At 55.7% G+C, this 15630-nt stretch carries 9 protein-coding genes; 7 read left to right on the forward strand and 2 right to left on the reverse strand.

Annotated elements, in window-relative coordinates:
• Positions 1–3 precede the first annotated feature (3 nt).
• From bcsZ to J4617_RS16335, 5 genes are all read left to right on the forward strand, one after another.
• On the forward strand, positions 4–1113 hold the full coding sequence (gene bcsZ / locus J4617_RS16315) for a cellulose synthase complex periplasmic endoglucanase BcsZ (RefSeq protein WP_017465356.1): 1110 nt from the start codon (positions 4–6) through the stop codon (positions 1111–1113).
• Positions 1095–4637 carry a cellulose synthase complex outer membrane protein BcsC gene (bcsC, locus tag J4617_RS16320; protein WP_017465317.1) on the forward strand — a complete coding sequence of 1181 codons (3543 nt, stop codon included), beginning with the start codon at positions 1095–1097 and terminating at the stop codon, positions 4635–4637. Before bcsZ ends, bcsC begins: the two co-directional genes overlap by 19 nt.
• A 173-nt stretch (positions 4638–4810) precedes the next feature.
• Positions 4811–6817 carry a biofilm formation regulator HmsP gene (gene hmsP / locus J4617_RS16325; protein WP_017465318.1) on the forward strand — a complete coding sequence of 669 codons (2007 nt, stop codon included), beginning with the start codon at positions 4811–4813 and terminating at the stop codon, positions 6815–6817.
• 157 nt (positions 6818–6974) lie between these two features.
• Positions 6975–8261, forward strand: coding sequence for a C4-dicarboxylate transporter DctC (dctA, locus tag J4617_RS16330; protein ID WP_000858228.1), 1287 nt, complete (start codon positions 6975–6977; stop codon positions 8259–8261).
• 219 nt (positions 8262–8480) lie between these two features.
• The gene (locus tag J4617_RS16335) at positions 8481–9968 is read left to right on the forward strand and encodes a pitrilysin family protein (RefSeq protein WP_001163180.1); all 1488 of its coding nucleotides are present in this window, start codon (positions 8481–8483) and stop codon (positions 9966–9968) included.
• Between the two features lie 53 nt (positions 9969–10021).
• Here the strand turns inward: J4617_RS16335 and J4617_RS16340 are convergent, their stop codons facing one another.
• Positions 10022–10951: a sugar kinase gene (locus J4617_RS16340; protein ID WP_000037575.1), complete on the reverse strand. Its 930-nt coding sequence runs from the start codon at positions 10949–10951 to the stop codon at positions 10022–10024.
• A 228-nt stretch (positions 10952–11179) separates the two neighbouring features.
• Here J4617_RS16340 and pdeH point away from each other — a divergent pair, with 228 nt between their 5' ends.
• On the forward strand, positions 11180–11947 hold the full coding sequence (gene pdeH, locus J4617_RS16345) for a cyclic-guanylate-specific phosphodiesterase (protein WP_000595626.1): 768 nt from the start codon (positions 11180–11182) through the stop codon (positions 11945–11947).
• 109 nt (positions 11948–12056) lie between these two features.
• Entirely contained in the window at positions 12057–14117 is a 2061-nt protein-coding gene (locus tag J4617_RS16350; protein WP_017465319.1) for an AsmA family protein, read from the forward strand.
• A gap of 39 nt (positions 14118–14156) precedes the next feature.
• Here J4617_RS16350 and J4617_RS16355 read toward each other — a convergent pair whose 3' ends face one another.
• Positions 14157–15479: an MFS transporter gene (locus J4617_RS16355; RefSeq protein WP_001148981.1), complete on the reverse strand. Its 1323-nt coding sequence runs from the start codon at positions 15477–15479 to the stop codon at positions 14157–14159.
• Positions 15480–15630: the final 151 nt, after the last annotated feature.

Here is a 15630-nt window from a genome sequence, read left to right on the forward strand (position 1 = left end):
CGCATGATGACTATGCTGCGCGGGTGGATAACGATGTTCGTCATGCTGACGGCAATAAATGCGCAGGCAGCCTGTAGCTGGCCTGCGTGGGAACAGTTCAAGAAAGATTACATTAGCCAGCAGGGACGCGTTATCGATCCGGGCGATGCGCGAAAAATTACCACCTCCGAAGGGCAGAGCTACGCCATGTTCTTTGCCCTGGCGGCGAACGATCGACCGGCGTTCGCGCAATTGTTTAACTGGACGCAAAACAATCTGGCGCAGGGATCGCTGCGTGAACATCTGCCCGCCTGGCTGTGGGGACAAAAAGATCCCGACACCTGGTCGGTGCTGGACAGCAACTCCGCGTCCGACGGCGATATCTGGATGGCATGGTCGCTGCTGGAGGCCGGTCGCCTGTGGAAAGAGACGCGTTATACCGAGGTGGGCACGGCGTTGCTAAAACGCATCGCCCGCGAAGAGGTCGTGAATGTGCCGGGGCTGGGCTCAATGCTGCTACCTGGCAAAATCGGCTTTGCCGAGGCGAATAGCTGGCGTTTTAACCCAAGCTATCTGCCGCCGCAGTTGGCGCAATACTTTAGCCGTTTTGGCGCGCCGTGGTCGACGTTACGGGAAACCAATTTGCGGCTTTTGCTGGAAACCGCGCCGAAAGGTTTCTCGCCGGACTGGGTGCGTTATGAAAGCAAGCAAGGCTGGCAGTTGAAAGCGGAAAAGACGCTGATCAGTAGCTACGATGCGATTCGCGTCTATTTATGGGCGGGAATGATGCATGATGGCGATCCGCAAAAAGCGCGTTTACTGGCGCGATTTAAACCGATGGCGACGTTAACGATGAAAAACGGCGTTCCACCGGAGAAAGTGGATGTCGTCAGCGGGAACGCGCAAGGGACGGGGCCGGTCGGGTTTTCCGCCGCCTTACTGCCTTTCCTGCAAAATCGCGACGCCCAGGCCGTGCAGCGACAGCGGGTCGCAGACCATTTTCCTGGCAGCGATGCCTATTACAACTATGTGCTGACTCTCTTTGGCCAAGGCTGGGATCAGCACCGTTTTCGCTTCACCGTCAAAGGTGAATTATTACCTGACTGGGGCCAGGAATGCGTAAGTTCACGTTAAGTCTCATGCAGGCTTTTTTGCCGGCTGGCGGTCGAAACGCCTTACCTGGCAAAAGGGGCGTTTCTCGGGCATTGTTGGGTTTATCGCTTGGTATGGCGCTAACACCGCTTGCCGGCGCAGCGACCTCCGCGCAGCAACAGTTGCTGGAGCAGGTTCGGCTGGGCGAGGCCACGCACCGTGAGGACTTAGTCCGTCAGTCGCTCTATCGCCTGGAGCTGATCGACCCCAATGATCCACAGGTTATCGCCGCCCGTTTCCGCTATCTGTTGCGGCAGGGGGATAGCGACGGGGCGCAGAAGTTACTTGACCGGCTGGCGCAACTGGCGCCGGAGTCGACGGCGTATCAATCTTCCCGCACCGCGATGCTGCTCTCCACGCCGCAAGGACGCCAGTCTTTGCAGGAGGCGCGTTTACTGGCGACGACCGGCCATACTGAACAAGCGATCGCCAGCTACGACAAGCTGTTTAAAGGTTATCCGCCGGAGGGCGAACTGGCGGTCGAATACTGGACGACCGTGGCGAAATTGCCCGCCCGCCGTCACGAAGCGATTAACCAGCTACAGAAAATCAATGCCGTCAGTCCGGGTAATAACGCTCTGCAAAATGCGCTGGCGCAACTGTTGTTCGCCAGCGGGCGGCGCGATGAGGGATTCGCGGTGCTTAAACAGATGGCGAAATCCAGTACGGGACGCAGCGCGGCCTCCGCCATCTGGTACCAGCAGATAAAAGATCTCCCGGTGAGCGACGCCAGCGTAAAAGCGTTGCAAGACTATCTGACGCAGTTTAGCGAAGGCGATAGCGTGTCTGCCGCCCGCGCCCAGCTTAGCGAGCAGCAAAAACAGTTAGCCGATCCGGCGTTCCGCGCGCGCTCGCTGGGCATCGCGGCGGTTAATGCCGGAGAAGGCGGTAAGGCCATTGCGCAATTGCAGCAGGCGGTGAGCGCCCGGCAGGACGACAGCGAGGCGGTCGGCGCGCTGGGGCAGGCATACTCACAGCGTGGCGATCGCGCCCGCGCCGTCGCGCAGTTTGAAAAAGCGCTGGCGATGGCGCCGCACAGCAGCAGCCGCGATAAGTGGGAGAGTCTGCTGAAGGTCAATCGCTACTGGCTGTTAATTCAGCAGGGCGACGCGGCCTTAAAAGCGAATAATCTGGCCCAGGCGGAGCGTTTCTATCAGCAGGCGCGAGCAGTGGATAACACCGACAGCTACGCGGTGCTGGGGCTGGGGGATGTGGCGATGGCGCGCAAAGATAATGCCGCCGCCGAACGTTATTATCAGCAGACGCTGCGTATGGATAGCGGTAATAGCAATGCTGTACGCGGGCTGGCGAATCTTTATCGCCAGCAGTCGCCGCAAAAAGCCGCCGCGTTTATCGCTTCTCTTTCCGCCAGCCAGCGGCGCAGTATCGACGATATCGAACGCAGTCTGGAAAATGACCGTCTGGCGCAGCAGGCGGAAACGCTGGAAAGCGAGGGCAAATGGGCGCAGGCCGCAGAACTGCACCGTCGTCGGCTGGCATTAGATCCGGGGAGCGTGTGGGTAACGTACCGACTGTCACGCGATCTGTGGCAGGCCGGGCAGCACGCCCAGGCCGATGCGCAAATGCGCTCTCTGGCGCAGCAGAAGCCAAACGATCCGGAACAGGTCTATGCTTATGGGCTTTATCTTTCCGGCAGCGATCGGGACCGGGCGGCGCTGGCGCATCTCAATACCCTGCCGACCAGCCAGTGGAACAGCAATATTCAGGAACTGGCGGGCCGATTGCAAAGTAACCAGGTGCTGGAAAGCGCTAACCGCTTGCGCGATAGCGGCAAAGAACGCGAAGCGGAAGCGTTGTTACGTCAGCAGCCGCCCTCTACGCGCATTGCGTTAACGTTGGCGGACTGGGCGCAGCAGCGTGGCGATAATGCGGCGGCCCGCGCCGCTTATGACGCCGTTCTGGCGCGGGAACCGGGTAATGTCGATGCCATGCTGGGGCGGGTAGAAATCGACATCGCACAGGGCGATAACGCCGCGGCGCGCGCTCAACTGGCGGCGCTGCCTGCGTCGCAAATCACCTCTATTAACATGCAGCGCCGCGTCGCGCTGGCGCAGCTCCAGCTTGGCGATATCACGGCGGCGGCGCGGATCTTTAACCGCATTACGCCGCAGGCAAAAGCACAGCCGCCATCAATGGAAAGCGCAATGGTATTGCGTGACGCCGCCGCTTTTCAGGCGCAAACGGGCGAGCCGCAGCGGGCGCTGGAGACCTACAAAGAGGCAATGGTCGCCGCGGCGATTACGCCGGTTCGTCCCCTGGATAACGATACCTTTACCCGCCTGACGCGCAATGATGAAAAAGATGACTGGCTAAAACGCGGCGTGCGTAGCGATGCGGCGGAGTTGTACCGTCAGCAGGATCTCAATGTCACGTTGGCGCACGATTATTGGGGGTCGAGCGGGACTGGCGGTTACTCCGATCTGAAGGCGCATACCACGATGCTTCAGGTGGATGCGCCCTGGTCGGACGGACGGGCGTTCTTTCGTACTGATATGGTGAATATGGATGTTGGCCGCTTCTCTACGGATGCGGATGGAAAATACGATAATAACTGGGGTACCTGTACGCTGGAGAAATGCAGCGGACATCGTAGCCAGGCCGATACGGGCGCGAGCGTGGCGGTCGGCTGGCAGAATGAGACCTGGCGCTGGGATATCGGCACGACGCCGATGGGCTTTAATGTCGTTGATGTGGTCGGCGGCGTCAGCTATAGCGACGATATCGGGCCGTTGGGTTATACCCTGAACGCGCATCGTCGCCCGATCTCCAGCTCACTGCTGGCGTTTGGCGGGCAAAAGGACGCCAGCAGCAATACCGGCACCAAATGGGGCGGCGTGCGGGCCAACGGCGGCGGCGTCAGTCTCAGCTATGATAAAGGCGAAGCAAACGGTGTCTGGGCGTCGCTCAGCGGCGACCAGTTAAGTGGTAAAAATGTGGAAGATAACTGGCGCGTGCGCTGGATGACCGGTTATTACTATAAGGTGATTAACGAGAATAACCGCCGCGTTACCGTCGGGCTGAATAACATGATCTGGCATTACGACAAAGATCTGAGCGGTTATTCACTGGGTCAGGGCGGTTATTATAGCCCGCAGGAATACCTGTCGTTTGCGGTGCCGGTGATGTGGCGGCAGCGTACGGAAAACTGGTCGTGGGAGTTAGGCGGCTCGGTATCCTGGTCGCACTCCCGCAACCGTACCATGCCGCGTTATCCGCTGATGAATTTGATCCCGGCAGATTATCAGGAGGATGCGCGTGACCAGACCAACGGCGGCGGCAGCAGTCAGGGATTTGGCTATACCGCGCGGGCGCTCATTGAACGCCGGGTCACTGCCAACTGGTTTGTGGGTACGGCTGTCGATATTCAGCAGGCGAAAGACTATACCCCCAGTCATCTGCTGCTGTATGTCCGTTATTCCGCAGCGGGCTGGCAGGGGGATATGGATTTACCGCCGCAGCCTCTGGTGCCTTACGCTGACTGGTAATCATTGCGTCAGGCCTACGAATTGACAGGCGTCGTAGGCCTGAGAAGCGCAGCGCCATCAGACGCTATCATTAACCGTTATTCAGAAAAGTCCTTTTCAGATACAGCCTCTCTTAATGCCGCTGCAATCGGGTATACTCAGGCGGCAGTCCGGGATATCCAGGGAGAGTCAATTTGCGCGTCAGCCGCTCGTTAACAATTAAACAGATGGCAATGGTTGCGGCCGTTGTCATGGTGTTTGTTTTTGTCTTTTGCACCGTTTTGTTGTTCCATCTGGTACAGCAGAACCGCTACAACACGGCTACGCAACTGGAAAGTATCGCGCGATCTGTTCGGGAACCTCTTTCTTCCGCGATTCTAAAAGCGGATCTCCCCGGCGCGGAAACCATTCTGGAAAGTATTAAACCTGCGGGCGTGGTGAGTCGCGCCGATGTGGTATTGCCGAATCAGTTCCAGGCGTTGCGTAAGCGCTTCATTCCTGAACGCCCCGTCCCGGTTATGGTGACGCGTCTCTTCGAACTGCCGGTACAAATTTCTTTGCCGGTTTATTCGTTGGAGCGTCCTGCCAATCCGCAACCGCTGGCCTACCTTGTATTACAGGCGGATTCGTACCGTATGTACAAGTTCGTCATGAGCGCGCTCTCTACGTTAGTGACCATTTACTTACTTTTATCGCTGATCCTGACGGTGGCCATCGCCTGGTGCGTAAACCGCCTGATTGTGCATCCGCTGCGCAAAATCGCCCGCGAGCTGAACGACATTCCGCAGCAGGAGCTGATCGGACATCAGCTGGCGTTGCCGCGTCTGCATCAGGATGATGAAATTGGGATGCTGGTGCGCAGCTATAACCTCAACCAGCAGCTTATGCAGCGTCAACGCGAGGAGCAAACGGACAACGCGATGCGTTTTCCGGTTTCCGAGCTGCCCAATAAAGCCTTTTTAATGGCATTGCTGGAACAGGTTATCACCCGCCAACAAACCACCGCGCTTATCATCGTGACGTGCGAAACGTTGCGTGACACGGCAGGCGTGCTGCAAGAAACGCAGCGGGAGATTCTATTACTGACGCTGGTTGAGAAGCTGAAGTCGGTGCTGGCGCCGCGCATGGTGCTTACGCAGGTCAGCGGGTATGACTTTGCCATTATCGCCCACGGCGTTAAAGAGCCGTGGCACGCCATCACATTAGGTCAGCAAATACTCACTATCATTAATGAACGACTGCCCATCCAGGGTATTCAATTGCGCCCAAGCTGCAGTATTGGCATTGCGATGTATTATGGCGATCTGACCGCCGAAGAGCTCTATGGGCGCGCCGTCTCCGCCGCCTTTACCGCGCGCCGAAAAGGTAAAAATCAGATCCAGTTCTTTGACCCGACGCAGATGGAGGCCGCTCAACAGCGTCTTACCGAAGAGAGCGATATCCTTACCGCGCTGGATAACCATCAGTTTGCCATTTGGCTGCAGCCGCAGGTCGAGATGCGCAGCGGCAACGTATTAAGCGCCGAAGCCTTATTACGTATGCAGCAGCCGGACGGTAGCTGGGAATTGCCGGAGGGGCTGATTGAGCGCATTGAATCCTGCGGCCTGATGGTCACGGTGGGCCATTGGGTGCTGGAAGAGTCCTGCCGCCAGCTTGCCGCCTGGCAGGAGCGCGGCGTGACATTGCCGCTCTCCGTCAATCTTTCCGCGTTGCAGCTCATGCACCCTGGCATGGTGTCGGATCTGCTGGAATTGTTAAACCGCTATCGTATTCAACCGGGTACGCTGATTCTTGAGGTCACTGAAAGCCGCCGTATCGACGATCCGCACGCTGCCGTCGCTATCTTACGTCCGTTACGTAATGCTGGCGTGCGTATCGCACTGGATGATTTTGGCATGGGTTACGCGGGGCTGCGCCAGTTACAGCATATGAAGTCGCTACCGGTCGATATCCTTAAAATTGATAAAATGTTTGTCGATGGGTTACCGGATGATCACAGTATGGTGACGGCGATTATCCTGATGGCCCGCAGTCTTAATTTACAATTGATTGCCGAGGGCGTGGAGAACGAGGCGCAACGCGCGTGGCTGGAACAGGCTGGAGTCAACGTCGCGCAAGGCTTCCTGTTTGCTCGGCCCGTTCCCGCGGATATCTTTGAAGAACGGTATCTGTCGCACGAAAATCCTGATTACAAAAGTTAAAAAAGGTCGCGCTTGTGCGAGCCAGCTCAAACTTTTTAACATTTTTGTTTCAATTATGATCCTGGCGCATTTCTGTCATGTTGTGTGGGTGTTATTTTAAGGCCGCAGGTTACTCATAACCTTACAAGACCTGTGGTTTTTACTTCAAGGACACCCTATGAAAACCTCTCTGTTCAAAAGTCTTTATTTTCAGGTCCTGACAGCAATCGCCATTGGTATTCTCCTTGGCCATTACTATCCTGAACTGGGCGCACAAATGAAACCGCTTGGCGACGCGTTCGTTAAGCTCATTAAGATGATCATCGCTCCTGTCATTTTCTGTACTGTCGTGACGGGCATCGCAGGCATGGAAAGCATGAAAGCGGTGGGCCGTACCGGCGCGGTCGCGCTGCTTTACTTTGAAATTGTCAGTACGATTGCGCTGATTATCGGTCTTATCATCGTCAACGTTGTGCAACCTGGCGCCGGGATGAACGTCGATCCGGCAACGCTGGATGCGCAGGCGGTGGCCGTTTATGCCGCACAAGCCAAGGAGCAGGGCATTATTGCCTTCCTGATGGATGTCATACCGGGCAGCGTGATCGGCGCGTTTGCCAGCGGCAACATTCTGCAGGTCTTACTGTTTGCGGTGTTGTTTGGTTTTGCGCTGCACCGTTTGGGCAGCAAAGGCCAGCTCATTTTCAATGTGATTGAGAGTTTTTCGCAGGTCATTTTCGGCATCATCAATATGATCATGCGCCTGGCGCCGATTGGCGCATTCGGCGCGATGGCCTTCACCATCGGTAAATACGGCGTCGGTTCTCTGGTGCAACTGGGGCAGCTCATTATCTGCTTCTATATCACCTGTATTCTCTTCGTGGTGGTGGTGCTGGGGACGATTGCACGGGTAACGGGCTTTAGCATTTTTAAATTTATTCGCTATATCCGGGAAGAATTACTCATTGTGCTCGGCACCTCCTCTTCCGAGTCAGCGTTGCCGCGTATGCTCGATAAGATGGAAAAACTGGGGTGCCGTAAGTCGGTGGTAGGGCTGGTGATCCCGACGGGGTATTCGTTCAACCTCGATGGCACCTCTATCTACCTGACGATGGCGGCGGTGTTTATCGCCCAGGCGACCAACAGCCATATGGATATCTTCCACCAGATAACGCTGCTGGTCGTGTTGCTGCTCTCGTCAAAAGGCGCCGCGGGCGTGACCGGAAGCGGCTTTATCGTGCTGGCGGCCACTATCTCCGCCGTGGGACATTTACCGGTTGCGGGACTGGCGTTAATCCTCGGTATCGACCGCTTTATGTCCGAAGCGCGCGCGCTGACTAACCTGGTGGGTAACGGCGTGGCGACGGTGGTGGTTGCCAAATGGGTGAAAGAGTTAGATCACCAAAAGCTGGACGATGTGCTTAATAATCGTGCGCCGGATGGCAAAACGCACGAAATTTCCTCCTAATCTCGCCACTTATGCCCGTAGTCCCTTCCAGGACTGCGGGTGTTTGCGCATAATTGACCCCTGCGCCCAAAGCATACAGCATGATGCTTAGGGATTATTTCACTTCTTCCGTGACATTTTTAGGTTCTCGCGGTCTAACACGAAGTGTTTTTACGTCATATTCAGGCATCCCTGCCGGGGCTGTCTTTTTATTACCAGGATTGTTGATCAGGGGTTCACATGCAGGGCACAAAAATTCGACTCTTAGCGGGCAGTCTGTTGATGTTGGCCTCTGCCGGCTATGTGCAGGCAGATGCGCTCCAGCCCGATCCGGCATGGCAACAGGGGACGCTGGCTAATGGGTTACAGTGGCAAGTGTTGGCTACGCCTCAGCGCCCCAGCGATCGTATTGAAGTTCGTCTCCAGGTTAATACCGGTTCGCTCACCGAAAGTACGCAACAGAGCGGGTTCAGCCATGCGATTCCCCGTATCGCGCTGACGCAAAGCGGTGGTCTGGATGCCGCACAGGCACGTTCTTTATGGCAGCAAGGGTTTGATCCGAAACGTCCCATGCCGCCCGTTATTGTTTCTTATGATTCCACGCTCTATAACCTCAGTTTACCCAATAACCGTAACGATCTGCTGAAAGAAGCGCTGACCTATCTGGCTAACGTCTCCGGTAAATTAACCATTACGCCAGAGACGGTGAATCATGCGTTAAGCAGCGAAGATATGGTTGCGACGTGGCCAGCAGATACTAAAGAGGGCTGGTGGCGTTATCGGCTGAAAGGGTCGGCGTTATTGGGGCACGATCCCGCGGAACCGTTAAAGCAGCCGGTAGACGCAGCCAAAATTCAGGCTTTCTATGAAAAATGGTACACCCCGGATGCCATGACGCTGATTGTTGTCGGCAACATTGATGCGCGCTCCGTCGCCGAGCAGATCAATAAAACGTTCGGTACGCTGAAAGGTAAACGCGAAACGCCCGCCCCGGTGCCGACGCTTTCGCCGCTGCGGGCGGAATCAGTGAGCATTATGACCGATGCGGTGCGCCAGGATCGTCTCTCCATTATGTGGGATACGCCGTGGCAACCGATTCGCGAGTCGGCGGCGCTGTTGCGCTACTGGCAGGCGGATCTGGCGCGCGAAGCGCTGTTCTGGCATATCCAGCAAGAGCTTACTAAAAATAACGCGAAAGATATTGGTCTGGGGTTTGACTGCCGGGTTCTGTTCCTGCGCGCGCAGTGCGCCATCAACATTGAATCACCTAATGATAAGCTCAATACCAATTTGAGCCTGGTGGCGAATGAACTGGCGAAAGTACGCGATAAAGGTTTGTCGGAAGAGGAGTTTACTGCGCTGGTGGCGCAGAAAAATCTCGAATTGCAAAAGCTGTTCGCGACCTACGCGCGTACCGATACTGACATTTTGACTGGACAGCGTATGCGCTCACTGCAGAATCAGGTGGTGGATATCGCGCCGGAGCAGTATCAGAAGCTGCGTCAGAATTTCCTCAACAACCTGACCGTCGATATGCTCAATCAGAATCTACGTCAGCAGCTATCGCAGGAGATGGCATTAATTTTGCTGCAACCGCAAGGCGAGCCGGAATTTAATATGAAGGCGTTAAAGGCGACGTGGGATGAAATCATGGTCCCGACAACTGCCGCCGCTGTTGAAGCAGATGAGGCGCATCCGGAAGTGACGGAGACACCGGCGGCACAGTAAGCTGCCGCCTGTCGGCCCGGTAAGCGCAGCGCCACCGGGCAAGAGCGAATGACTTACTGCGGCATCGCGTCGTGCGGAATAATGGCCCCACGGTACTGAATCACCGTGCTGGCCGTCAGGTGTCCGCGCTTCGCGGCATCCGTCGCGCTGCCGCCCGTCAAACGAACGGCCAGATAACCGGCGCTGAAGGAGTCGCCTGCGGCAGTAGTGTCTATCACTTTCTCTTTCGGCAGTTTCACTGCCGGAACGTCAATGAGCGCCTCGCCCTGAATCGAGACCAGGCAAGAGTCCGCCCCGCGTTTTACCACCACTTCCTGCACGCCTGCCGCATGGGTGCGGGCAATGACCTCTTCCACGGGTTGCTGACCCCATAGCGCGTCTTCATCGTCCAGTGTCAGGAAGGCGATATCAGTACATTCCAGCATCTTTTGATAGACCTGCTGCGTTTCTTCGCGACTTGTCCATAAACGCGGGCGATAGTTATTATCAAAAATGACTTTCCCGCCGTTGGCCCGGCATTCACGCAATAAAGACAGCAGCTTATCACGGCTGGTCGGGCTTAAAATCGCGAGGCTAATGCCGCTCAGGTAGAGATAATCGAAGGTCGCCAGCGCCTCGCAGATAGCCGCTGACTGCTCGCTCTCCAGCCAGAATTTCGCTGCCGCTTCGTTACGCCAGTAGTAGAAGGTACGCTCGCCAGTGTCATCGGTTTCGATGTAATAGAGGCCTGGCAGGCGATTTTCCATCCGCTGCGTTAGCGAGGTATCCACATTTTCATGCTGCCACGCCTCCAGCATCTGTTGGCTGAAACTGTCGGTACCCAGCGCCGTCACATAGTGAACGGCCAGAGCGGCAGAATCGACCTGACGGGCAATATAAACGGAGGTATTCAGCGTGTCGCCGCCGAAGCCGCGCTGAACATCAGCGCCTTTCTGCGACAGCTCAATCATGCATTCGCCAATCACGGCAATCTTTTTAGACATAGTCGTGAACCTGATCTGTAAAAATTAGCGTTAGTGTGCGCTGTGGATGTTTAGTGGTCAATGATATTAAAACATCGGTCCATTATTTTTTTGAGCAAGTGCGTATTTTTGACAAGTTTCGGGGTCTGTTTTTATTTTGCCAGGGACCGAGGGTAAAGTTCTCTGCCTGAACGCCGATAACCTTTGACGAGTCCGGACAGTCACACTCCCATTAACAGGACAACTGAGATGATAAAGCAGGTTATCCAGCAGCTACGCGTTCCTGATGCAGGTATAGAGAATTTGCAGGAACGGCGCTATTGGCTGCAATGCGAGCGTGCCTATACTTACCAGCCGATATACCAGACAGATGGCCGTCTGATGGCGGTTGAACTTCTCACTGTCGTCACCCATCCTGATAACCCTTCCAGACGTATTGCCCCGGATCGTTATTTCGCGGAGTTAGCGGTTCGACACCGCATTGACGTAGTGAAAGAACAACTTCATCAGCTCGAACAAAAAGCGGATTTTTTCACTCGCCATCACTTATTGGCATCGGTCAATGTCGACGGCCCTACGCTGATTGCCATGCGACGACAGCCGGACATTCTGGCAGCGATGGAGCGCTTACCCTGGCTGCGTTTCGAACTGGTGGAACATATTCGTTTGCCGAAAGACTCCTCTTTCGCCTCGATGTGTGAGTTCGGCCCGCTGTGGCTGGATGATTTTGGTACTGGTATGGCCAATTTTTCAGCGCTGAGCGAAGTGCGTTATGACTACATTAAAGTGGCGCGCGAGCTGTTCGTCATGCTGCGTCAGTCCCCGGAGGGACGCAACCTGTTCACTCTGCTGCTGCAACTGATGAACCGCTACTGCCGCGGCGTTATTGTCGAGGGCGTGGAGACGCTGGAAGAGTGGCGTGATGTGCAGCGTTCGCCCGCCTTTGCCGCCCAGGGCTATTTTCTTTCTCGACCCGTGCCGCTGATATCGCTCGAAGAGGTGATTCTGACCCTGTAACGCCAGACTGTTCCCGTAATACGTGGTATTACGAGGCGCGGTCATCCTCCTTTTTCGTCTGGCTGAACTATCTTTAGGACAGGCAAGGGAAGAAGTGAGGAAATAACACATGACTAAAGCAGGCAAAATAACCGCCGCCATCACAGGGACTTTCTTGTTGTTGATCGCCATAGTGATTTTGTTGATCGCAACATTTGACTGGAACCGCCTCAAACCGACCATCAACCAGAAAGTCTCTACCGAATTGAACCGGCCTTTCGCTATTCGCGGCGATTTAGGCGTGGTGTGGGAACGCCAAAAACAGGAGACCGGCTGGCGAAGCTGGGTACCGTGGCCGCATGTTCACGCGGAAGACGTCATTCTCGGCAATCCGCCGGATATTCCGGAAGTCACGATGGTGCATCTGCCACGCGTTGAGGCGACGCTTGCCCCACTGGCGCTCCTGACCAAAACCGTCTGGCTGCCGTGGATCAAACTGGTGAAACCCGACGCGCGTCTTATTCGTCTGTCCGAGAAAACCAATAACTGGACCTTTAACCTCGCGCAAGACAAGAATACGGACCCCAATGCTAAACCTTCCGCCTGGTCCTTCCGGCTGGATAATATTCTCTTCGACCAGGGGCGAATCGCGATCGATGATAAGGTCAGCAAGGCGGATATCACTATTCTGGTCGATCCGTTAGGCAAACCGTTGCCGTTCAGCGAAGTGACGGGAACGAAAGGCAAAGCAGACAAATCCACCGTGGGCGACTATGTCTTCGGCCTGAAGGCGCAGGGGCGTTATAACGGGGAACCGTTGACCGGTACGGGGAAAATAGGCGGTATGCTGGCGCTACGCAGCGAAAGTACGCCTTTTCCTGTGCAGGCCGATTTCCGCTCTGGTAATACGCGGGTGGCTTTTAGCGGCGTGGTGAACGAACCGATGAAAATGGGCGGCGTCGATCTGCGGCTTAAATTCTCTGGCGATTCACTGGGCGATTTATATGATTTAACCGGCGTGCTGCTGCCGGATACGCCGCCGTTTGAGACCGATGGGCGATTGGTAGCGAAAATTGACGCCGAAAAGTCATCGGTATTTGATTATCGCGGTTTTAACGGGCGCATTGGCGACAGTGATATCCACGGCTCCCTCACTTATACCACCGTTAAACCGCGCCCTAAACTGGAAGGCGATGTCGAATCGCGCCAGTTACGACTGGCCGATCTTGGGCCGCTGATTGGCGTGGATTCCGGGAAAGACGCTGAGCAGTCGAAACGGTCTGAACAGCGCAAAGGCGAGAAGAATGTTCAGCCGGCGGATAAAGTGTTGCCTTACGATCGCTTTGAAACCGACAAATGGGACGTTATGGACGCCGATGTCCGGTTTAAAGGCCGACGTATTGAGCATGGCGGCAGTCTACCGATTAGCGATCTTTCGACCCATATCATCCTGAAAAACGCCGACTTACGTCTACAGCCGCTGAAGTTTGGTCTGGCAGGCGGCAGTATTGTCTCCAACATCCATCTGGAAGGGGATAAAAAGCCAATGCAGGGGCGGGCGGATATACAGGCGCGTCGGCTGAAGCTTAAAGAACTGATGCCGGATGTGGAGCTGATGCAGAAAACGCTGGGCGAGCTGAACGGCGATGCGGATATTCGCGGAACGGGCAACTCGGTCGCCGCGCTGCTTGGCAACAGTAACGGCAATCTCAAATTATTGATGAATGATGGATTGATTAGCCGCAACCTGATGGAAATCGTGGGGCTGAACGTCGGCAACTATATTGTCGGGCAGATTTTTGGCGATGACGAAGTGCGGGTTAACTGCGCGGCGGCGAATCTCAATATTGCGAACGGCGTGGCGCGACCGCAAATTTTTGCTTTTGATACAGAAAATGCGTTGATTAACGTGACCGGTACGGCGAGCTTCGCCTCTGAACAGCTCGATTTAACCATTGATCCGGAAAGTAAGGGGATTCGTATTATTACGCTGCGATCGCCGCTGTACGTGCGCGGGACATTTAAAAATCCGCAGGCGGGCGTCAAGCCCGGCCCGCTGATTGCGCGCGGCGCGGTTGCGGCAGCGCTGGCGACGTTGGTAACGCCCGCCGCCGCGCTATTGGCGCTCATTTCGCCCTCTGAGGGCGAAGCCAATCAGTGCCGGACGATTTTAACGCAGATGAAGCAGTAACGTGAAACGTAGCGCCGGATGACGCCATCCGGCGCCCTATTACAACGCCTGATGACGCGTCTCATGGGTTAACAGCAGTGCAATCAGCGTCAGCGCCGCCATTGACGCCAGGTAAACCCCTACCGCCGCCAGCCCGTAGTGGCTTTGCAGCCATGCGGCAATATACGGCGCGACGGAAGCGCCCAGAATCGATGAGACATTGTAGGAAAACGATGCGCCGGTATAGCGCACTTCCGTCGGAAATAGCTCCGGCAGCAGCGCTCCCATTGGGCCGAAGGTCAGCCCCATCAGGCTCAGGCCTAACAACAGGAACACGAATACCAGCGCTGGATTGCCTGAACCCAGCAGCGGGGTAAAGGCGAACAACGCGAAGAGAATGATGAGCGTGGTAATGATGACCATGCTTTTCCGACGGCCAAATGCGTCCGCCAGCAGGCCGGCGACGGGCACCATCACGCCGAAACCAATCACCGCCATCATCAGCATCCACAGTATTTCATTGCGCGGCAAGCCAAGCCCCACCGGCGCGGCGGCAGTGCTGTAAGTCATGGAATAGACGGTCATGATATAGAACAGCGTGTAGGTCGCCAGCATAATAAACGTGCCGAGAATGGTTACGCGGACATGCTTCGTCAGCAACGTGCCCAGCGGTATTTTTACCTGTTTTTTCGCTGCGGCAACTTTCGCAAACACCGGCGTTTCATGCAGCGACACGCGCACATACAGGCCGATAATCACCAGCACCGCCGAGAAGATAAACGGCACGCGCCAGCCCCAGCTCATAAACTGCTCGTCGGTCAGCAGCCAGGAGAGCAACAGGAAGGTGCCATTGGCAAAAAAGAAGCCGATCGGCGCGCCCAACTGCGGGAAGGAGCCATACAGCGCGCGTTTGCGCGGCGGCGCATTCTCCGTCGCTAATAACGCCGCGCCGCCCCATTCGCCGCCCAGCCCCAGTCCCTGACCGAAACGCGCCAGCGCCAGCAGCAGCGGCGCGAAAATACCTATCGTCGCGTAGCCCGGTAACAGACCGATAATGACCGTGGAGATCCCCATCGTCAGCAGCGAAGCCACCAGCGTGACTTTGCGGCCTACCCGGTCGCCGAAGTGGCCGAATAGCGCAGAGCCAATCGGACGCGCCACAAACGCGATAGCGAAGGTGGCGAGCGATTGTAGCGTTGCCGCAGTGGGATCGCCCTGGGGGAAGAAGATAAGGGGGAACACGATCACCGCAGCGGTGGCGTAAATATAGAAGTCGAAGAACTCAATCGCGGTGCCGATAAGCGAGGCAATAACGACTTTATTGCGTGAGTTTACCGGAACATGTTCCTGCTCATGGTCGAGTGTTGTGGCGGTTGCTTGCATACTATTTTCTTATTTTTAGCGAACGAATAGCCATATTACGCACAGCAAAAGTTATATTTCAATGTGTAACAAAAGCCAAAAATGGTCAAAAAAAGCGCAAAAAGGGGATAATGTTTAAGCCAACCATTTTGCGTCTATGAAATGCTTCACA

Origin of the sequence: Salmonella sp. 32010601201800023SM (genome assembly GCF_017572235.1) — a bacterium.
Taxonomy (GTDB): Bacteria; Pseudomonadota; Gammaproteobacteria; order Enterobacterales; family Enterobacteriaceae; genus Salmonella; species Salmonella enterica.